This is a genomic window from Variovorax sp. PBL-E5 (assembly GCF_901827185.1).
Lineage (GTDB): Bacteria > Pseudomonadota > Gammaproteobacteria > Burkholderiales > Burkholderiaceae_C > Variovorax.
This window is the reverse complement of the sequence record NZ_LR594673.1, coordinates 261202-280609: the sequence shown is the minus strand read 5'-3', so window position 1 is coordinate 280609 and position 19408 is coordinate 261202. Positions and strand designations below refer to the sequence as shown.

Below are 19408 nucleotides of genomic sequence, written 5' to 3'. Positions count from 1 at the left end.
CTGCTGCGCCGTCCCGCTCAGGACGAGCTTGCCCTTGGGCATCCATCTGCTCGCCGGCGACGGCGCATGCACAGCCAGCGAACCAGGCCCACTGCGGCGGCGATGGCAACACCCGCCAACAGGGCCATGCCTTCGTAGCGATCGAGGTCGGCGATCAGCCAGTGCAGCGTCTGACCGAACAGATAGCCCAGGCCCGTGAACAGCGGCGCCCAGAGCGCGGCGCCGAGCATGTTCAGCCGCGCAAACCGGAAGGCCGACACGTCGGTCATGCCGATCGCGAAGGGCCCGATGAGGCGCAGGCCATACATGAATCGCACGCCGATGATCAAGGCCGCCTGGTGACGTTCAATCAGCGGCGTGACGAGCCGGATGCGCGCCGCCATGGCCGGCGACCGGCGCAGCATGACGGCGCCATAGCGGCGGCCCAGATGAAAAAGAATCTGATCGCCCAGCGTCCCGCCGCAGAACGCCAGCGCCACGACCGGGATCAACGAGAGATAGCCGCGATGGGCCGCAAGACCCGCCAGCAACAGCACGGACTCGCCCTCGAGCAGGCTGCCGGCGAACACGGCGGCATACCCGTAGTGGGAGACCAGATGCGCCAGGTACATACCGGATTCCCTTCCGAACATCACCGCCATTGTCCATCGACAATTGTCTATCGGTATCAGCGCGTGGCGGAGCTCTTGAATCAGGCGTTGCAGATGCGCCCGAGAAGCGATGGCGCAGAGACCCGGCGCACCGCTCGCGAGCGATCGGCGCTCAGGCGAGCCGGTCGCGCAAACGGTAGTACGACATCATCATTTGCACCCCTGCGCGATGCAGGCGGTGCAGTGGAATCGGGCGCAGTGCGGACACCGGGTAGGGCAGCCGCCGGTCGCCGTCGTCCAGGCAGGCCTGTGCGAGCACGCGGCCCATCGCGGCGGTCATTGCAACGCCCCGGCCATTGAAGCCGAGCGCGGTCGTCAGGCCCGGCGCCAGGCGGTGCAGGTGTGGCATGAAATCGGGCGTCATCGCGACGCGGCCGGCCCAGCGAAACGGAAACGCGACTTCATCGAGCTGCGGATAGAGACGCCTGGCCATCGCGATCAGCCGGCGCGCGTCGTGGGCGCTCGGGTCCGGCCGGAAAGGCCCGCGCGCGCCGATCACGAAACGCCCGGCCGCGTCGCGCCGGAAGTAGTGAACGAGGTGCCGGTCGTCGGTCATCGTCTGCCGGCGCGGCAGGATGCTCGCGCCGAGCGCGGCGGGCAGCGGATCGGTGGCGATCTGCATCGAATACAGCGGCACGATGGATTCGCGAAGACCGGGCCACAAGCGCGTGGAGTACCCGTTGGTCGCGAGCACGACGCGGCGCGCATGAAGCTCGCCTTCCGGCGTGGCGACGCGCCATGCGCCGTCCACGGATTCGAGGCGGACCACCGGCGAACCGACGAACAGCGAAGCGCCGCGGCCGACGGCCGCGCTCGCCAGGCCACGCGCGTACTTGAGCGGATTCACGCTGCCGGCGTTGCCGAGCAACCAGCCCGATCGGAAATGCGTGGTGCCGGACAGCTGCGCGATCTCGTCGGCGTCCAACGGCCGCGCGTCGGCGCCGACCTTGCGCCAGGCCAGGCAGCGCCGATGCAGCACCTGCCCGCTGGCGGCGTTGCGGGCACCCTGGATCCAGCCCGTGCGCTCGGCGTCGCAGGCAATGCCGTACTTGTCGATCAGCGCGAAGACATCGTCGGCCGAGCGCATGACCATGTCGATCATGTCGCGTCCCGCTTCCTCGCCGAAGCGCGCCATGATGGCCTGGGGTTCATGCTTGAACACCGGAATCACCTGGCCGCCATTGCGGCCGGAGGCACCAAAGCCGGGTTCGCGAGCGTCCACGATGGCCACCTGAACGCCGTGCTCGATCAGCGCCAGCGCCGTGGCGAGCCCCGTGTATCCCGCGCCGACCACCACCACCTCGGCACGGTGGCTGCCGCGCAGCACCGGCAGCGCCGGCGCTGCCGGTGCGGTCCGCGCCCACAGCGATCGGTCCAGTCCGTCGCCCGGCCGCTCCACCGATGTCTGGACCGATTGGCGTATCGCGATCGAATGACTGTCAGACATAGGACTCGCCGGCATCGCGGGCCGTCAGGGCCGGGTCGCGCTCGCTCGCCGGACCCCACCCCCCGCCGCCCGCGCTTTCCAGCCGCACCACATCACCTCGACGCAGCCCGACGCCGATCGCCTTCGTCGACAGCGAGCGGGCGTCGGGCCGACCGGGGTTCAGGACCGCCGAAGCCGGCCGGCCGGCTTCGCCGCCGAATGCGCCCCAGGGCGCCGTCGCTGCATTGCCTTGCTGGAAGAAGACGCTGACCATGAGGTCGTCGGCCAGCATCTCGTAATCGCGGCGCATCGCGAGTCCGCCGCGCTGCCGCCCCGGGCCGCCCGACCCCTGAACGAGTTCGCTGCACCGCACGCGCACAGGGCTGATCGTCTCGACGATCTCCGCCGACAGGACGCCGCAGTTGCCGCCGTGCGTGTCCACCGCGTCGAGCCCGTCGCCGCCATCGAAGCCGCCCATGCCGCCGCCGATGATGTCGTGCAGGATGAAATAGCGCGGCGGCTCGGCGGGGCCGCCGCGCGGATCGAAGCCGCCGGCCCGCAGGCCGGGAAAGGAAATCTGCGAGCCGGCCGACGAGCGCTCGGGCACCACGTCGACCAGTGCCTTGAGGACCACGTCGGCCACCGCCTGCTGCGCGAAGTGGCGATTGCCCACCGCTGCCGGCCGCGTCGGATTGAGGAACGATCCCTCGGGTACGCGAATGCGCACCGCTCGGTTGCCGCCTTCATTGCGCGGGCCGTCGGCCGCCGTGAGGCCGCGAATGGCGTACAGCGCCATCGAGTGGGTGGAAGACAGCGGGCAATTCAGGGCATTGCGCCGCTGCCGGTCGGTGCCGGTGAAATCGATGGTGATGTCCGCCTCGCCGATCGTCACTTCGACGGCGATGCGCAGGGGTTCCGGGCTGCTGACGTCGTCCTCCATCAGCAGCTCGGCGCGGCGTACCACGCTGGGCAGCGCCCGCAGGGCGTTGCGGACATAGCGCTCGCCGTAGTCCAGGCATTCGCCGGCCAGCTCGAGGAATCGCTCGCGCCCGTAGCGGTCGCTCAGCTCGGCAACGCGCCGCTCGCCGGTGCGGCAGCCCGCGATCTGGGCCGACAGGTCGCCGATGCAAGCCCGCGGATTGCGCACGTTGCCTTCGATGAACCTGAAGATGGTTTCGTTGCGAACGCCGCCTTCCACGAGCTTCATGGGCGGGAACAGCAAGCCTTCGGCGAACACCTCCAGGTTGTCGGGCGCCGTCGTGCTGGGAAGCTTGCCGCCGATGTCCACATGATGGGCAATCGTCGAGGCGATCGCGACCAGCCGGCCGCCGGCGAACACCGGGCTGAAGAGAACGACGTCGGGCGTGTGCGTGCAACCCCGGTAGGGATCGTTGCAGATGAGGACATCGCCTTCCCGCCAGGTGTCGAGCGGGATCTCGCGGGCCGCGCCCTGCAGCGCATGGCCCATCACGCCCAGCTGGGCAGGAATCGTCTCGGCCTGCGCCAGCAATTCGCCGCCGGCCGTGAAGACCGCGCAGGAATAGTCGAGCATGTCCCAGATGATGGGCGAGAACGCCGAGCGCCGCAGTGCGGCCGACATTTCCTCGGCGATCGCGCTGAGCTGGAACTGGAAGACATCGCGGTCCAGAAGATTTGCCACGCCACTCATTGCGCTACCTCGCGATCACGGATTCGAAGAATGCCGCCCGGTGCGACGCACAGGCTCTGCTGCGGCAGAACGAACACGGTCGTGTCGGGCTGATTGACGACCAGCGGGCCGGGGACGGTGTCGCCCTCGCGCAGTTGCGAGCGCGCCATGACGCGGCTGCGCACCCATCCCGTTTGCGGCCCCAGATAGATGTCGCGCGTGCGCGGCGGCGCAGCGGGGCGGCTGTTGTCATCACGGTCATCGCGGTGCGTGTCCTGCTGCGCCTGCGGCCTGCGCACACGCCCGACCGCCTCGATGCGCACGTTGACGATCTCCGCCGGCGAGGCCGCGTCGGCGAAGCCGAACTCGCGTTCATGCCGCGCGCGGAACAGCTCGAACACATCCGCCGCGGACCACCAGTCTTCGAGCACGGCGGCAGGCATCTCGACCGTCAGCTCGTGCATCTGTCCCTGGAAGCGCAGATCGGCGAGCGGCCGCATGTCGCGGTCGGCGGGTGCGACCTCGTCCCGCGCGAACGCCTCTTCGGCGCGTTGCCGCAGCGCCTTGTAGGCTTCTCGCAGGGCCTCGGGCGCAACGGCCTCCAGGGATCCGTGAAAGGATTTCTGCAGCGCGTAACGAATGTCCGACAGCAACAGACCCTCCGCGGAAAGAACGCCCGGCCGCAGCGGAATCAAGACCTCCGACATGCCCAGGTCGCGTGCGAGGAAGGGCGCGAAGATCGAACCGGCGCCGCCGAACGACAGCAAAGCGAAGTTGCGTACGTCGTAGCCGCGCTCCACCGACAGCCCGCGGATCGCCTGCGCCATCTGGACATTGGCCATCGTCAGCATGCCGAAGGCCGCTTCCTCGATCGGCACGCCCAGCGGTTGCGCCACATGCGCATCGACGGCGCGGCGCGCGGCGGCCAGGTCGAGCTGCATCTCGCCATTCAGATACTCGTCTGCATTCAGCAGCCCGGTGATGAGCGCGGCGTCGGTCAAGGTCGGGTGCTCCCCGCCCAGGCCGTAGCACGCGGGGCCGGGCACCGAGCCGGCCGATGTGGGCCCGACGCGGATGGCACCACCGAGATCGACCCAGCCGATCGAGCCGCCACCGGCCGAGATGGTCTGGATGTCGAGCGACGCGATGCGCAGCACTTCGCCCTTGAGCAGCCGCTCATTCGCCATGCGCGACTGGCCGTCGCTGAGCAGGGAGAAGTCGGCCGAAGTGCCGCCCATGTCGAAGGTGATGAGCTCGGGCACGGCCAGGTCGTGGCTGATGCCCTGTCCCGCGATCACGCCGCCCGCCGGTCCCGAGAGCAGCATGCTTGCGGGGTTGTCGCGCGCGGCGCGCACCGTCGACACGCCGCCGTCGCTGCGCATCATCAGGATCGGCGCACGCACGCCGATCTTCGGCAACGCGCGCTCCAGCTTTCCGATGTACTGGTCGACGGCCGGGCCCACGTAGGCGGCCGTGACGGTGGTGTTGGCGCGCGGGTACTCCTCGATCTGCGGATTGATCACGCTGCTCAGGTACACCGGCACGTCGGGCAGGCGCTTGCGCAGCGCCTCCAGCAGCAGGCGTTCATGCGTGTCGTCGAGGTGGCTGAACAGAAGGCACACGGCCACGGCTTCCGGTTCGACCGCAGCGATCGCATCGGCGGCGCGGGCCGCGTCGGCCGCGGACAGCGCACGGACCACCTGGCCGGCCGAATCGGTCCGTTCGTCGACTTCGATCACGCGGGAGCGCGGCACCAGCGGCGCGAGCCGCTGCTGGGTCAGCGAGTAGGTTTGCGGCCGGCGCTGCGTGCCGATCTCGAGCACATCGCGAAAGCCGGCAGTGACCGCGAGCGCCACCCGCGCGCCCGACCGGGTGAGCCAGGCGTTGGTCGCGATCGTGAAACCGTGGACGAAGCTGTCGATGTCGCTCGCAGCCACACCGGCACGGCGCGCCAGCCGCTCGATGCCGTTGCAGATGGCGTCGCTGGATCCCGGTGTGCTGAGCACCTTCTCGGCATAGGTCGCGCCGGTGCGCCCGTCCGCGATGACGAGGTCGGTGAACGTGCCACCGACGTCTGCAGACAGCGCGATCATGCGACCACGATCTCGTCGAAGGGCGCGAGCGCGCCGAACACGCCGTTCGGAACGTTCTTCACCCGCTTGTGGTGGAACGTGACGTAGATGCTTTCGTTGGTCCAGATCAGCGGCAAGTCCGCGGTGACCGTCTTCTGGAAATCCGCGTACAAGGCGCGGCGCCTGCCGGGGTCCGGCTCCACGGCCGCGCGATCGAGCAGGTCGTCCACCTTCGGATTCGAATAGCCGCCCGTGTTGCTCCACGCCACCTTCTTGATGTTCGAGCTGAGGAAGGAACGATGCACGCCCACCAGCGGGTCGGACCAGTTCCACGTCGAATTCATCGTCAATTGATAGTTCCACTGTCCGACCTTGTTGGACCAGTCGGCGAGATCGGTGGACATGCGCAGCGTGATGTCGATGCCCACGCGCCGCAGCTGGGATCGCAGGTACTCGGCCACCAGCGACATGCTGTCCGGGTCGAAGGTCGGGATGTCCAGCGTCAGCGCGAAACGGGTGCCCTCTGCCTTTCGCAAATGGCCGGCCGCATCGAGCAAGGCGTTGGCCTTGGCCAGGTCGGTCGGATAGACCGTGACGGCCTTCGCGTCGAAGTACTCGTTCCCGCTGTGCAGCGGGCCGTCCAGCCGCTTCGACAGCTTGTGATGCAGCGTCTTGACGATGAAGTCCTTGTCGATCGCGTGGGCGATCGCCTGGCGTACGCGCAGATCGTTCAGTGGCGCCTGGCGCAGGTTCATCTCGAGGTAGGCAACAGGACCGAGTGCTTCATAGCCCGAGCGCACCGTCACCATGTTCGGGTTGGACCGCAGACTCACCATGTCCGGAATCCGCAGGAAGGAGAACGGGAGATAGTCGATATCGCCCCGTTCGAGCATGAGTCTGCGCGACAGAGAATCTTCGGCGATCTTCAGCACCACGCGTTCCAGGTACGGCCGATTCGGCCGGAAGAAATGGGGGTTGCGCTCCAGGATCACGTATTCGCCGGCCTTCCATTCGACGAACCGGAACGGGCCGGAGCCGACGGGTTTCGCGTTGGCCGGGTTGGTCTGGATCGGCCCGTTGGCCGGCCCGTAGACGTGCTCCGGGATGATCGGCGTGAGCGCCGGCGTCAGCACGCCGAACAAGCCTTGGAACGGATGCTTCAGGCGGATCTCCACCGTCAGGTCATCCACCGCGCGCACCGATTCGAGCACGGCCGAATAGGTCACCGACATCAACGGGTGCGATGCCTTGACCGTTTCGATCGAGAACGCGACATCGCGCGCCCTGATCGGCCGGCCGTCATGGAAGGTCGCGCCTTCGACGAGCTTGAAGCGAACCACCAGCCCGTCCGGAGAGACTTCCCAACTGCGGGCGAGGTAGGGCTGCGGCTTGAAACGACTGTCGAGTTGCACGAGCCCGGCGAAGATCTGCGTCGCCGGAACACCGGTCGCGTTGCCCGACTGGATCGCCGAGTTGAGCGTTCGCATGGTCTGGGACGCCAACGTGACGGTCCCACCTTGCCGCGCGGCCGGCTGAGCCCACGCCGGCGCGAGCGCCGTCAGCGAAAAGAGCAAGCCAGCCGATTGGCCCACGAAGTCGCGCCGGGATTCCTGCATGCCGTTCTCCATTCCGTTTCAAGATTTCGCGAGCAAGTCCCCGCGCAAGCTGTCCATCACCCGTTACTCGATAAATCGAATAGCGATATGCTTGTGGTGATAATCGATATGATGGATTTGAGCTTGTCCGTTGTCAAGCATGGGCTTGAAAGAACGGTCGACCTTGGAAACGCCGCGCGGATCTCAGGTTTTCCGGCGCGCCGCATTGCGCCGGCCGGGCACTGTCTGAGGGTGCAGGCCGACACGGAACGGCTCGGCATCCTTGGGTGAAGGCGGCGTCGTGCAAATCAGGCGCATTGTCTCCATCAGCATCGGCGCGATCTCCTCTTGCAGTCGATCCAGCGTCCACCGCGTGCTCGATCCCGAGACATTGATGCTCGCGATCGGTCGACCCATCCGATCGAAGATCGGCACACCGATGCCGAGGTCGCCCTGGTAGTACTCGCCGTTGGCGAGGCTGTAGCCGCGTTCGCGCGATTGAGCCAACAGCTCGAGCAATTCCGGGATCTCTGTCACGGTGGTCGGCGAGTAACGGCGTCGGTCCGAGCGCTGCAGGATTTCGCGCGCCGCATCTGTAGGCAATGCCGCCAGGTAGGCGCGCCCTGCCGCCGTGCAGAACATCGGCAATCGGCGCCCGACCGGCATGTAGACCGGCATGGTTTGACGGCCGGGGAAGCGGCCCACGAAGATCATGTCCACGCCGTCGGGTTCGGAAATGTTCACGGTCTCGCCGCACTGCCGATTCAACTCGAGCAGATAGGGATTCGCACGCTCGAGGGTGCGATCCACCTGCAGGTAGCGGTAGCCCAATTCAAGCACCCGGGGTGTCAGCGAATAGCGCTTGGACTCCGCATCCTTGGTCACATAGCCCAACGCCTCGAGCGTGAAGGCGAAGCGCTGTGCCGCGCTCTTGCTGATGCCGGCTGCCGAGGCGAGCTCGGGCAGGTTCATGCTCGTTCGACCCGCATCGAATGCGAGCAGCACGTCCAGGCCTTTCGCGAACGATTGAACGAACAACCCGCCGTCCACCACGCCTTCATTCATCGAGAGTCCCCGGCTTCTTCCATTGAGAGCAGCGCATTTTGCATGGTTCCTGCGCAGCAGTCGGCATCCCTCAAAATACGCGGCTCGATAAATTCAAGCCTCATTCCAAGGAGCCAGATGACGCACGCGACCGCCGATGATTTTCTTGCCTACGTAGGCCAACGCAACCCGGGGCAACCGGAATACCTTCAGGCGGTGACCGAGGTGATACAGAGCCTCTGGCCCTTCATTGAAAAGCACCCCAAATACCGCTCCTACGGGCTGCTCGAACGCCTGGTGGAGCCCGAGCGCGTGATCATGTTCCGTGTCTCGTGGGTTGACGATCGCGGCGAGGTCCAGGTCAATCGCGGATTCCGGATTCAGCACAGTCTGGCGATCGGTCCGTACAAGGGTGGCCTGCGCTTTCATCCCTCCGTCAATTTGTCGATCCTCAAGTTCCTTGCTTTCGAACAGACCTTCAAGAACGCGCTGACCACATTGCCGATGGGCGGCGGCAAGGGCGGCTCGGATTTCGATCCCAAAGGCCGCAGCCAGGGCGAGGTGATGCGCTTCTGTCAGGCGTTCATCACCGAGCTGTATCGGCATCTCGGCGCCTACACCGATGTCCCCGCGGGTGACATCGGCGTCGGCGCCCGGGAGGTCGGCTTCATGGCGGGCATGATGAAGAAACTCACGAACCGCGCGGACTGCGTCTTCACCGGGAAGGGTCTTTCGTTCGGTGGCTCGCTGATCCGTCCCGAGGCCACCGGCTATGGGAACGTCTATTTCGTGCAGGAGATGCTCAACCATGCGGGCCGCAGCCTCGACGGCATGCGCGTCGCCGTCTCCGGCGCGGGCAACGTGGCGCAGTACACGATCGAAAAAGCGATGGCGCTCGGCGCCAAGGTCGTGACCGTCTCGGACTCCAGCGGTACCGTGCTCGACGAAGAAGGATTCACGCCGGAGAAGCTGGCGATTCTGAGCGAGGTCAAGAACCACCTGTATGGCCGCGTCAGCGACTATGCCAGGCAGACCGGAACACGCTTCATCGCGGGTGCGACACCCTGGCACGTTCCCGTGGACGTCGCCATGCCGAGCGCCACGCAGAACGAATTGAACGAGGAAGATGCGAAGACGCTCGTCGGGAATGGGGTGATCTGCGTTTCCGAGGGCGCCAACATGCCGACGACGATCGACGCAGTGAGGGTGTTCGAGCAGCACGGCGTGCTCTTCGCGCCAGGCAAGGCGAGCAACGCGGGCGGCGTCGCGACATCCGGATTGGAGATGAGCCAGAACGCCGAAAGACTGTCCTGGCCGCGCGAAGAGGTGGACAAGCGCCTGCTCCAGATCATGCAAAGCATCCACGCGGCCTGCCTGCACAACGGCACCCGGGAGGACGGGCGCGTCAGCTATGTCGACGGGGCCAACGTCGCTGGCTTCGTCAAGGTGGCCGATGCCATGTTGGCCCAAGGCGTGACCTGACGCGACGAAGACGGCCTCGCGACCCAGGGCTCAGACCGAATCGCCCAGTTCGGACAGCAGCGCGGAGATCCGCGCGGCCGTTGCGCGCACGTCCCGTTCGATGCTGGCGCGCGCCCTCGGGCCGATCCGGAACGCCGGCCCGGCGACGGAGAGCGCCAGCACCACCTTGTCGGCCTGGCGGATCGGCACGGCAACCGCCCAGAGACCGGAGGTGATTTCCGCGCTGCTGTACCCGACATCGTCTGCGCGGATCTGGTCGAGTTCCTTGCGCAGCTGCGCGACAGCCTTGCCCTGGCCTCGTGCTTCGGCGCGAAGCTGCTGCAGGTAGCGCTCGCGCTCTGCGTCGGACTGGAACGCGAGCAGCACCTTCGGCGCCGCGCCGCGATGAAGCGGAAAGGCCGCGCCGAGTTCGTAGGCAATCCGCATCGCGTGCGGCGATTCCACCTTGTCGATGCACACGCCGTTGCCGCCTACGGGCTGGATCAGCAGCACCGTCTCTCCCGTTCGTGCCGCCAGGCTTGCGACCTCGGCCTTGGCAAGCTCCGGATAGCGGATGGCCTCGCGTCCCGCCGCGGCCACACGCAGCAGCGTCGGTGCGATGCAGTACCGGCCTTGCCCGTCATCGCTGAGAAAACCCATCTCCTTGAGCAGCGCCGCATAGCGGTAGGTCGTGCTGACGGGCGCGCCCACGGCTTCGGCCAGCGCGTCGATCGAGAGCCAGGGGCGCTTGGCGCTGAATTGCAGCAGCAGGCCGAGGACCTTGCGCGCGCTTTCGGCGCCCGTGGTCTGGCGGCTTGCCGGCCGCTTCGCGAGGCGATCGATGGGGGCGGGCGAAGGCTTTGACGGCTTGCGGGGAGGGGCCATGGGGGATCAGGTATTCGCGTCGTTTGACTGTTCTCAGTATGCGATAAATAATTCTCACCATGCAAGAACAATCCGCACAGCGCCAAGCTGCACTTCTGGAGCGCCATGAAGCCGCCGGTGTTTGACTATTTCGCGCCCACCTCGCTCGATGAGGCCTTGCATCTGCTCGATCTGCATGGCGAGGGCGCGAGGCCGCTTGCCGGCGGGCAGAGCCTGATGCCGGCCTTGAACTTCAGGCTGGCTGCGCCCAGCGCGCTGATCGATCTCAATGGCATCGAGGCGTTGTCGGGCGTTCGGGTCGAAGCCGATGGCTCGCTCGTGGCCGGTGCGATGACGCGGCATCGCTTCTTCGAGACCAGCCCGCTGATCCGCGAGCGCCTGCCGCTGGTCCACCACGCGATGCACCTGGTGGCCCACGTGGCGGTGCGCAACCGCGGCACCATCGGCGGCAGCCTCTGCTATTCCGATCCGTCGGCCGAGTGGCCCGCGCTGTGCCTCGCCTGCGAGGCGCAAATGGTGATGCAGGGGCCGGCCGGTGTGCGGCGCCTGCCGGCGCGGGATTTCCTGATCAACATGTTCGCGACCGCATTGGCCGCGGATGAAATCCTCACCGAGGTGGTTTTTCCCGCATGGCCGCCCACCCGGCGCTGGGGCTTTCAGGAAGTCTCGCGGCGCAAGGGCGATTTCGCGATCGTCGGTGCCGTGTGCGTGCTCGACATCGATGCCGATGGCCTGTGCGAATCGGCACGCATCGTCGTCTTCGGTGCGACCGACGGTCCGGTCGTTCTGCCCGAAGCGGCCGCCGAGCTGCAGGGACATCGACCCGATCCCGACCGCGTGCATCGGGCCGCGCTGCACGCGCGCGACGCGATCGAATGCCGCTCCGATCTTCATGCCAGCGCCGACTACCGCAGCGAGCTGGTGCAGGCGCTGACCACGCGCGCACTCCATCAGGCCCTGGCCGACGCCAACGCCTCTCACCATGCCTGACAAGATCTCGATCACCGCATTCGTGAACGATGCACCCGTGTCGGCCAGCGTCGAGCCGCGCTGGACGCTGGCGGATTTCCTGCGCGGCGCGCTGCGCCTGACCGGCACGCACCTCGGCTGCGAGCACGGCGTGTGCGGCGCCTGCACGGTGCTGCTGGACGGTGCAGCCGTGCGCTCCTGCCTGACGCTCGCGGTGCAGATCAACGGGCGGCGCGTGGTGACGGTCGAGGGGCTGTCGCCGCCGCGGGGACTGTCCGTGCTGCAGCAATGCTTCAGGCGCCACCACGCGCTGCAATGCGGCTTCTGCACGCCCGGCATGCTGGTCACGGCGCATGCGCTGCTGGCCGAGACACCGTGTCCGGCGCGCGAGCAGATCGTCGATGCCATCTCCGGCAACCTGTGCCGCTGTACCGGCTACATCCCGATCGTCGATGCGATCGAGGCCGCCGCCGCGCATCCACGCAGCGCGGACGGATCGGCATCATGAACCGCGATCTGCCTGAGGTCGGTCGTGCGCTGGAGCGCTTCGAGGACGCTCGCTTCCTGCGCGGCGAAGGATGTTTCGTCGACGACATGCAGCTGCCCGGCATGTGCCATGCGGTGATCGTGCGCAGCGCGGTGGCGCATGGGCGCCTCGTCGGCATCGATGCGTCTGCCGCGCTCGAGGTGCCGGGCGTGCTCGCGGTGCTCACGCATGCCGACATCGCCGCGTGGTGCTCGGAGATTCCGGTGCGCGTGGGGCCGGTGCCGGGGTTCGAGCACTTCCTGCAGCTGCCGATCGCCGTCGACACGGTGCGCTATGTCGGCGAGCCCTTGGCTGTCGTCATCGCGGAGGACCGCTATGTCGCCGAGGACGGCGCCGACCTCGTCTACGCGGACATCGAGCCGCTGGATGTGGTGGCCGACATGGACCGTGCCCTGCACGGCGAAGTCTTCGTGCATGCGCACCGGGCCAGCAACGTCGCCGCTCACTACGAGGTGAGCCGCGGCGATCCGGATGCCGTCTTCGCAAAGGCCGACTACGTGCGCAAGGAGCGCTTCCATTGCCATCGGCATTCGTCGGTGCCGCTGGAGACGCGCGGACTGCTGGCGCGGTGGGATGCCGCGACCGGGCGCCTGAGCGTCTGGGGTGCGGCCAAGGTGCCGTTCTACAACCGGCGCCTGCTGGCGCAGATGATGGGCCTGGCGGAAGACCGGATCGACCAGATCGAGATCGACGTCGGCGGCAGCTTCGGTTCGCGCGGCGAGTTCTATCCCGAGGATCTGCTGATCCCGGCGGCGGCGCGTCGGGTCGGCCGACCCGTGAAGTGGATCGAGGACCGGCGCGAGAACCTGATCGCGATGAACCATTCGCGCGACATCGATTGCGAACTGGAGATCGCGGCCACGCGCGAAGGCCGGATCCTGGGCCTGCGCGCGCGCATGCGCACCGACATCGGCGCCTATGCGCGCACCACCGGCGGCATCGTCTCGGCCAAGGCGGCGTCCTTCCTGCCCGGCCCCTACGACATCGCGAACTACCACTGCGAGGTGCATGCGCTCGTCACGAACAAGACGCCCTCGGGCACGTACCGCGGTCCGGGGCGCTACGAGGCCAACTTCTTTCGCGAACGGCTGATGGACATGATGGCGCAGGATCTCGGTCTCGATCCGGCGGCGATGCGCCTTCGCAACCTGATCCGGCGCGATCAGATGCCGTATCCGATGGGCAAGCTGGTGCCCTACGAGGGCGCGACGCAGTACGACACCGGAGACTATCCCGCGGTGTTCCGGCAGGCACTGGAGAAGATCGACTACGCCGCGCTGGCCGGCCTGCGCGGCCAGCAGGTGAACGGCAAGTTCCACGGCATCGGCATGGCCTGCTTCGTGGACAGCAGCGGCGCGGGGCCGGCCGAATATGCGCGCCTCGTCGTGCGTTCGGCGGACGAATTCGATCTGTACTCGGGCGCATCCAGCAGCGGTCAGGGCCATGAAACCACCTTCGCGCAGATCCTGGCCGACGAACTCGGCGTGGCCGCGCAACAGGTGCGCGTGCACCACGGCTCCACCACGGGCCTGGCGCACGGCTTCGGCACCTACCATGGCCGCGGCCTGGTCATGGGCGGCAGCGCGGTCAAGCGCGTGGGGGAGACCTTCGTGTCGCAATTGCTGAAGGAAGCGGCGCGGCGGCAGGAGGGTGCGGCGGACGATCTGCGCTACGAGCGTGGCGCTGTGATGAACGACCGCACGCAGCAACCCGTGCTCACGATCCGCCAGCTGTGCGAAGAGGCCGCGCAAGGCAGCGAAGTGGCACGCGGGCTGCTGGAAGTCGACGGCAGCTTCGAGCAGAAGGTCGTGACTTTCGAATACGGCTCGCAGATCGTTCACGTGACGATCGACCCGATGACCTGGGCGCTCGAGGTCGAACGGCTGGTCACGGTGGGCGATTGCGGCACGGTGATCAACCCGCTGATCGTGCACGGCCAGGTGCTCGGTGCTTCGGTCCAGGGATTGGGCGGCGCCTTGCTCGAGGAATTCGTTTACGACGAGCAGGGACAGATGGTATGTGGCAGCTTTGCCGACTACCTGCTGCCGACCAGCACCGACTTCCCGCGCGTGGAGGCTTACCACATGGATCTCGGGCCTTCGCTGCTCAATCCGCTCGGCGCCAAGGGCGTGGGCGAGGGCGGCATCGAGGGCGCGGGCGCAGCCGTTGCGAACGCGGTGGCCGACGCATTGCAGTCCTTCGGCGTCGAGGTCGTGGCGTTGCCCTTGTCGCCGAATCACATCGCACGACTCGTGCGCGAGGCGCGCCGCAGGTCGCTCAGCGATGGTCTTTCTGGTGCCTCGGACCCAATTGCGTGAATCCGTGGCCCGAGTTGGTGCCGATTCACGCGCAAAGGCGTCGCTGAGATTCGAATGCTTGACAGTCCGAATTATTGTGATCACAGTGTGTGATCTTCTCTATTCGGAGCCATTCCCATGACGACGGTTCGACGGTTTGCCAAGGTCCTTGTTCATTCGTTGCTCGGCATCGCCGTGTGGAGTTCGGTCAGCGCCACGGCCTTGGCCGCGGAGCAGGTCAATGTGCGATTCAGCTGGAAGCTCAAGGGCGAATACGCAGCCTTGTACGTCGCGAAGGAGAAGGCCTACTTCGCCCGCGAAGGCCTGGAGGTTCGCCTCGGCGAGGGCGCTGGCGCACCGGCCGCGCTGGGCGGATTGCTGCAGGGACAGGAGGATCTGGTGCTGCTGCCGGGCGTGTTCGCGCTGACCGCCATCAGCAAGGGCATGCCGATCAAGATCGTCGCGCTCTACCACCCGAGGACGCCGGTCGCGCTCATCTCCTGGCCCGAGAAGCCGGTGCGCGTGCCCAAGGATCTCGAGGGCAAGTCGATCGCGACATCGATCGGTGAAACCGGCACCACCTATCTGGACTCGTTCTGCAAGAAGAACCGCATCGATTGCGACAAGGTGAAGCGAGTGCAAGTGAATGCACAGACCCGCGTGACGCAGTTCATCCAGCACCAGGTCGACGTCGTGAGCGTCTACCAGACGAACGACCTGCCCATCATCGAAGAGAAGGAAGGCACCAAGTTCGTGGTGCTGGAGATGGACAAGCACGGCCTCGACGTGCCGGGCATGGCGCTGGTGAGCAGCGACGCCATCATCGCGAAGAAGCCGGAAGTCCTGCGCAAGTTTCTCAAGGCCGTCGGCGAAGGCGTGAGCGAGATGAAGAAGAACACGCCCGAGGCCGCCGAGATGATGATGAAGAACTGGCCCGGCCATCCGAGCGCTACGGCGGTCGCCGCGCAGGTCAAGGCGACGGCTGCGGCGATCCCGATGTCCAAGGGCCATCCCGTGGGCTGGACCGACGACAAGGTCATCGTCGATGCGTTGGCCATGCTCAAGGAGACCGGCGAGATCGAGGCGCCCAAGCCGAGCGCTGCCTACTTCACGAACGATCTGCTCGGCGGCAAGTAGCTTCATCCTGAAACCAGGCGGTGCTTGGCGTTCGGCCGGAAACTTGCCACCATGGCGGTGGAAGGAACGGTTGAACCCCAAGGAGCCGCCACATGACGCACGACCCGGCGCTGAAGCCCGCCACCCAACTTGCCAATGCCAGCCGCCGGCGCTTTCCCGGCGAGGGCGACGACTACCGCAGGGCGCGCACCGCGCTGCTCGCCGAGGAAATCGAACTGCGCCGGCACATCGAACGCGTCGCTGCCCAGCGCCGCACCTTGCCGCCGGGCGGCGTGGTGCCGCAGGACTATCGCTTCGAGGGCGAACGCGGGCCGGTTTCGCTGTCCGGTCTTTTCGAAGGGCACGACACGCTCGTCACCTACAACTGGATGTTCGGCCCGAAACGCGAGCGGCCCTGCCCGATGTGCACCTCGCTGCTGAGTGCGCTCGACGGCGAGATGCCGGACATCCTCCAGCGCGTCGCCTTCGCGGTGATTGCATCCTCGCCGCTCTCGCGCCTGACGGCGTTCAAGGCCGAGCGCGGCTGGCGCCATCTGAAGCTCTACGCGTCCGCGGGCAATCTCTTCAACCGCGACTACGCCGGCGAGACGCCCGACAGCGGCGACAACGCCGCCTTCAATGTCTTCCGGCGCGACGGCGACATCGTGCGCCACTTCTGGGCCGATGAGATGGGCATGGAAACGGCGGACCCCGGCCAGGATCCGCGCGGCCCGGTGGATGCGATGCCGATCTGGAACATCCTCGACAAGACCCCGGGCGGACGGGGAAAGGACTGGTATCCGAAGCTGAGCTACGAGGAGGGCTGAGGCAGGATTCGCTCGCCCGCCTACCGCGGTGCGCAGGCCTTCGCCTGTTTCACCACCGCTTCTGCATCGAAGTTGTTCACGCGCTCGAAGAAGCCTTCGTTCGCAACGATGAAAGTGGCGGGCGCGACCTTGCGCTCGATCATCCTGGCGTCGAGCATGAAGTCCTGCATGCGCCCGAAGGCCTCGGGCGTGGCGCGGCCCCAGAGCTTGCCGCCGTTCATCTCGAAGGCTGCCTTCATCGACTCGATCTGCGCGCGCAGCAGGTTGTCGTCCCAGCGCGCCAGCGTGGCATCGTCGCTGCCCGTCGGCTTGCTGTCGGGGAAGCGCGCCCAGTGCAGCTTGCGCACGCATTCGGGGTTGCTGACCGCGAACAGGCTGGCCTTGGCCGCGCCGCGCACGATGGCTTCCACCATCGCCGGGTCGCGCTCGGCAGTGCGCTGCAGCACGGTGAGCGAGAAGTCGGGCAGCCGCTGCCACTCGGGGCTGCGGAACAGCCGCAGCTTCGCGCCCGCGTTCTCGAAGCCCGCGATCGCCGCGTTCCAGAACATCAGCCCCTGCACGCGGTTGGAGCGCAGCGCCTCCAGCGCCGGCGCGCCGGCACCGGTGGGAATGATGTTCACGTCCTTGTCCGGGTCGAGTCCGTTGGCCTTGAGCAGCGAGCGCAGCAGCGGCAGGCCGCCGCTGGCCAGGCTCACGATGCCGATGTTCTTGCCCTTGAAGTCGGCCACCGTGCGCATCGGGCCATCGGCCTGCACTGCCACGGCCCAATCGATCACGCTGTTGTCCATCACCACCCGCGCCGGGATGTTGCTGGCGACATTGGCCTGGATCGCGACGTTGGAACTCACCTGCGCGAAGTCGACGTTGCCGGTGGCGAGCTGCTGCACCGCCTGTACCGAACCCGGCGCGGCGATGACGTTGACGTCGTAGCCCTCGCTCTTCCAGTAGTCGAGCGCGATCGGCATCATCAGCCAAGGATAGGTGACGTTGATCACGGTCACGCCGCCGAGCGCGATGCTGACTTTCTTCAGCGGCCTGGCAGCCTGGGCCGACGCGGCTGCCGGCACGATCCACGCGGCTGCGCACAGCGCGAGCGTGCATCCCATCTTCATCAGTCTCTGCATTCGGAACCTGCCTTTCATCGAAGGAAAAGTCGAAAGAAAAAAGAAGAGCGCTTCAAGCGCCCGAGATCCGCTCGTGCTCGGACTCGGCCCAGAACACCACCTTGCGCTCGGTCCACCGCACCACCCAGTGCAGGCCCAGCCCCATCGCCGACAGCAAGATCAGGATCGCGAACATGCCGGCCGTGTCCATCGAGAAGGTGCGTTGCAGGATCAGGTAGCCCAGGCCTGCCTGCGCGCCCACGAACTCGCCCACGATGGCGCCGATCACCGACAGCACGATCGAGACGTCGAGCCCGACGAAGACGAAGGGCAGCGCATGCGGAATGCGCGCCATCCGGAACACCTGCCAGCGCGAGGCGGTGAAGGCCGTCAGCAGCTCGAGCTGATCGGCCGGCACCGAGCGCAGCCCGACCACGGTGTTGGCCAGCACCGGAAAGAAGGCGATGGTCGCGGTGATCACGATCTTCGAGGCCATGCCGTAGCCGAACCAGATCACGAACAGCGGCGCGATCGCGACCTTCGGAATCGTCTGGAACGCGACCACGTAGGGATAGAGCGTGCGCTCGACCAGCGGGAACTGCGCGATCACGGCGCCCAGCAGCAGGCCCAGGCCGCCACCCAGCACGAAGCCCGCGATCGTCTCGTAGAAAGTGATGCCGAGGTGGTGGGTGAAGGTGTTGTTGCGGATGCCGTCCCATAGCGCGACGGCGACGGCCGAGGGCGCGGGCAGCAGCAGCGGCGTCACCTGCAGCAGGCGCACCGCGAGTTCCCAGCCGCCGACCACCAGCACGAAGAGCAGCGCCGACAGCGGCAGCTCGGGCCGAGGTCCGAGCCAGGCGAGGGCAGGGCGTTCGGCGATGAGCTCGTCGTGCGGCATGGCGGTATCGAGGGTTGCGGTGTTCATGCGTCGAGTCCCAGCGAATGGAAGTGCCGGCGGATGGCGGACACGTAGCCGCCGAAACGCTCCGAATTGATCATCTCCAGCGTGCGCGGCCGCGGCAGGTCGATCTCGAGGATCTCGGTGATACGCCCCGGGCGCGGCGACATCACGACCACGCGATCGGCGAGGAACACGGCCTCCGGAATGCTGTGCGTGACCAGCATCACCGTCTTGCGGCTCTGCGACCAGATGCGCAGCAGTTCGAGGTTCATGGTCTCGCGCGTCATCGCATCGAGCGCGCCGAAAGGCTCGTCCATCAGCAGGAAGGCCGGCTCGTGCACCAGCCCGCGGCTGATGCCCACGCGCTGCTGCATGCCGCCCGAGAGTTCGTTGGGGTACTTGTTCTCGAAGCCTTCGAGGCCCACCAGCTTGAGGTAGTCGCGCGCCCGCGGCTCGTACTCCTTCATCGACAGGCCCTGGATCTCGATCGGCACCAGCACGTTCTCGAGCACGGTGCGCCAGGGCAGCAGCACCGGCGCCTGGAACACCACGCCGACATCGCGGCTCGGCCCGTCGATCGGCCGCTGGCGGATCTTGACCGAGCCCGAGGAGCGCCGAAGCGTGCCGGCCAGGATCTTCAGCAGCGTGGACTTGCCGCAGCCGCTCGGTCCGACCACGGTGACGAATTCGCCATCGGCGATGTCGAAGTTCACGTCCGTGAGCGCCTCGATGTGGTGGCCCTCGCGCGTGCGGTAGATCTTGTTGAGGCCGGCGATCTCGATCAGGGCGCCGGAATCGCGCGCGGCCTGCGAGGTCTGCACGGAAGGCGCGATGACGCTGAGCTTGGCGGTCGCAGTCATGGCGCGC

General features: G+C 66.9%; 16 protein-coding genes. 6 read left to right on the top strand and 10 right to left on the bottom strand.

Features of this window, described 5'->3' with window-relative positions:
- Positions 1 to 17 precede the first annotated feature (17 nt).
- The 6 genes from WDLP6_RS33245 to WDLP6_RS33220 form a co-directional block, all read right to left on the bottom strand.
- On the bottom strand, positions 18 to 611 hold the full coding sequence (locus WDLP6_RS33245; RefSeq protein ID WP_162595559.1) for a DedA family protein: 594 nt from the start codon (positions 609 to 611) through the stop codon (positions 18 to 20).
- 151 nt (positions 612 to 762) lie between these two features.
- On the bottom strand, positions 763 to 2097 hold the full coding sequence (locus WDLP6_RS33240; RefSeq protein ID WP_162595558.1) for an NAD(P)/FAD-dependent oxidoreductase: 1335 nt from the start codon (positions 2095 to 2097) through the stop codon (positions 763 to 765).
- Positions 2090 to 3736, bottom strand: coding sequence for a hydantoinase B/oxoprolinase family protein (locus WDLP6_RS33235; protein ID WP_232077687.1), 1647 nt, complete (start codon positions 3734 to 3736; stop codon positions 2090 to 2092). The genes WDLP6_RS33240 and WDLP6_RS33235 overlap by 8 nt, the downstream gene beginning before the upstream one ends.
- 5 nt (positions 3737 to 3741) lie before the next feature.
- On the bottom strand, positions 3742 to 5817 hold the full coding sequence (locus tag WDLP6_RS33230) for a hydantoinase/oxoprolinase family protein (protein WP_162595556.1): 2076 nt from the start codon (positions 5815 to 5817) through the stop codon (positions 3742 to 3744).
- On the bottom strand, positions 5814 to 7412 hold the full coding sequence (locus WDLP6_RS33225; RefSeq protein WP_162595555.1) for an ABC transporter substrate-binding protein: 1599 nt from the start codon (positions 7410 to 7412) through the stop codon (positions 5814 to 5816). The genes WDLP6_RS33230 and WDLP6_RS33225 overlap by 4 nt, the downstream gene beginning before the upstream one ends.
- Before the next feature lie 183 nt (positions 7413 to 7595).
- Positions 7596 to 8456, bottom strand: a complete 861-nt coding sequence (locus tag WDLP6_RS33220) for an IclR family transcriptional regulator (RefSeq protein WP_162595554.1) — start codon at positions 8454 to 8456, stop codon at positions 7596 to 7598.
- A 117-nt stretch (positions 8457 to 8573) separates the two neighbouring features.
- Here WDLP6_RS33220 and gdhA point away from each other — a divergent pair, with 117 nt between their 5' ends.
- Positions 8574 to 9917, top strand: a complete 1344-nt coding sequence (gdhA, locus tag WDLP6_RS33215) for an NADP-specific glutamate dehydrogenase (RefSeq protein ID WP_162571912.1) — start codon at positions 8574 to 8576, stop codon at positions 9915 to 9917.
- A gap of 30 nt (positions 9918 to 9947) precedes the next feature.
- On the opposite strand, the gene WDLP6_RS33210 is transcribed toward gdhA, so the two are convergent.
- Positions 9948 to 10781: an IclR family transcriptional regulator gene (locus WDLP6_RS33210; protein ID WP_162595553.1), complete on the bottom strand. Its 834-nt coding sequence runs from the start codon at positions 10779 to 10781 to the stop codon at positions 9948 to 9950.
- Positions 10782 to 10886: 105 nt separating this feature from the next.
- Here WDLP6_RS33210 and WDLP6_RS33205 point away from each other — a divergent pair, with 105 nt between their 5' ends.
- The 5 genes from WDLP6_RS33205 to WDLP6_RS33185 all read left to right on the top strand — a co-directional run bounded on the left by WDLP6_RS33205 (position 10887) and on the right by WDLP6_RS33185 (position 16537).
- A complete protein-coding gene (locus tag WDLP6_RS33205) occupies positions 10887 to 11771 on the top strand; it encodes an FAD binding domain-containing protein (RefSeq protein ID WP_162595552.1) in 885 nt (294 codons plus the stop codon).
- Positions 11764 to 12258, top strand: coding sequence for a (2Fe-2S)-binding protein (locus WDLP6_RS33200; RefSeq protein ID WP_162595551.1), 495 nt, complete (start codon positions 11764 to 11766; stop codon positions 12256 to 12258). The genes WDLP6_RS33205 and WDLP6_RS33200 overlap by 8 nt, the downstream gene beginning before the upstream one ends.
- Entirely contained in the window at positions 12255 to 14615 is a 2361-nt protein-coding gene (locus WDLP6_RS33195) for a xanthine dehydrogenase family protein molybdopterin-binding subunit (RefSeq protein WP_162595550.1), read from the top strand. Before WDLP6_RS33200 ends, WDLP6_RS33195 begins: the two co-directional genes overlap by 4 nt.
- A gap of 117 nt (positions 14616 to 14732) precedes the next feature.
- Complete coding sequence (locus tag WDLP6_RS33190; RefSeq protein ID WP_162595549.1) at positions 14733 to 15731, top strand: ABC transporter substrate-binding protein; 999 nt, start codon at positions 14733 to 14735, stop codon at positions 15729 to 15731.
- A gap of 92 nt (positions 15732 to 15823) precedes the next feature.
- A complete protein-coding gene (locus WDLP6_RS33185) occupies positions 15824 to 16537 on the top strand; it encodes a DUF899 family protein (protein WP_162595548.1) in 714 nt (237 codons plus the stop codon).
- 20 nt (positions 16538 to 16557) lie between these two features.
- Here WDLP6_RS33185 and WDLP6_RS33180 read toward each other — a convergent pair whose 3' ends face one another.
- From WDLP6_RS33180 to WDLP6_RS33170, 3 genes are read right to left on the bottom strand one after another with little or no spacing between them, the layout of a single operon-like run.
- Positions 16558 to 17661, bottom strand: a complete 1104-nt coding sequence (locus WDLP6_RS33180) for an ABC transporter substrate-binding protein (protein WP_232077685.1) — start codon at positions 17659 to 17661, stop codon at positions 16558 to 16560.
- Between the two features lie 52 nt (positions 17662 to 17713).
- On the bottom strand, positions 17714 to 18565 hold the full coding sequence (locus tag WDLP6_RS33175; protein WP_232077683.1) for an ABC transporter permease: 852 nt from the start codon (positions 18563 to 18565) through the stop codon (positions 17714 to 17716).
- The gene (locus tag WDLP6_RS33170) at positions 18562 to 19401 is read right to left on the bottom strand and encodes an ABC transporter ATP-binding protein (protein ID WP_162595547.1); all 840 of its coding nucleotides are present in this window, start codon (positions 19399 to 19401) and stop codon (positions 18562 to 18564) included. Before WDLP6_RS33170 ends, WDLP6_RS33175 begins: the two co-directional genes overlap by 4 nt.
- Positions 19402 to 19408: the final 7 nt, after the last annotated feature.

Bases quoted from the DNA above. Each gene is read 5' to 3' on its own strand.
- WDLP6_RS33200 (WP_162595551.1), top strand. From the start codon at position 11,764: ATGCCTGACAAGATCTCGATCACCGCATTCGTGAACGATGCACCCGTG.
- WDLP6_RS33190 (WP_162595549.1), top strand. From the start codon at position 14,733: ATGACGACGGTTCGACGGTTTGCCAAGGTCCTTGTTCATTCGTTGCTC.
- WDLP6_RS33220 (WP_162595554.1), bottom strand. From the start codon at position 8,456: ATGAATGAAGGCGTGGTGGACGGCGGGTTGTTCGTTCAATCGTTCGCG.
- WDLP6_RS33240 (WP_162595558.1), bottom strand. From the start codon at position 2,097: ATGTCTGACAGTCATTCGATCGCGATACGCCAATCGGTCCAGACATCG.
- WDLP6_RS33205 (WP_162595552.1), top strand. From the start codon at position 10,887: ATGAAGCCGCCGGTGTTTGACTATTTCGCGCCCACCTCGCTCGATGAG.
- WDLP6_RS33195 (WP_162595550.1), top strand. From the start codon at position 12,255: ATGAACCGCGATCTGCCTGAGGTCGGTCGTGCGCTGGAGCGCTTCGAG.
- WDLP6_RS33175 (WP_232077683.1), bottom strand. From the start codon at position 18,565: ATGAACACCGCAACCCTCGATACCGCCATGCCGCACGACGAGCTCATC.
- WDLP6_RS33185 (WP_162595548.1), top strand. From the start codon at position 15,824: ATGACGCACGACCCGGCGCTGAAGCCCGCCACCCAACTTGCCAATGCC.
- WDLP6_RS33180 (WP_232077685.1), bottom strand. From the start codon at position 17,661: ATGCAGAGACTGATGAAGATGGGATGCACGCTCGCGCTGTGCGCAGCC.
- WDLP6_RS33210 (WP_162595553.1), bottom strand. From the start codon at position 10,781: ATGGCCCCTCCCCGCAAGCCGTCAAAGCCTTCGCCCGCCCCCATCGAT.
- WDLP6_RS33245 (WP_162595559.1), bottom strand. From the start codon at position 611: ATGTACCTGGCGCATCTGGTCTCCCACTACGGGTATGCCGCCGTGTTC.
- WDLP6_RS33225 (WP_162595555.1), bottom strand. From the start codon at position 7,412: ATGCAGGAATCCCGGCGCGACTTCGTGGGCCAATCGGCTGGCTTGCTC.
- WDLP6_RS33170 (WP_162595547.1), bottom strand. From the start codon at position 19,401: ATGACTGCGACCGCCAAGCTCAGCGTCATCGCGCCTTCCGTGCAGACC.
- gdhA (WP_162571912.1), top strand. From the start codon at position 8,574: ATGACGCACGCGACCGCCGATGATTTTCTTGCCTACGTAGGCCAACGC.
- WDLP6_RS33230 (WP_162595556.1), bottom strand. From the start codon at position 5,817: ATGATCGCGCTGTCTGCAGACGTCGGTGGCACGTTCACCGACCTCGTC.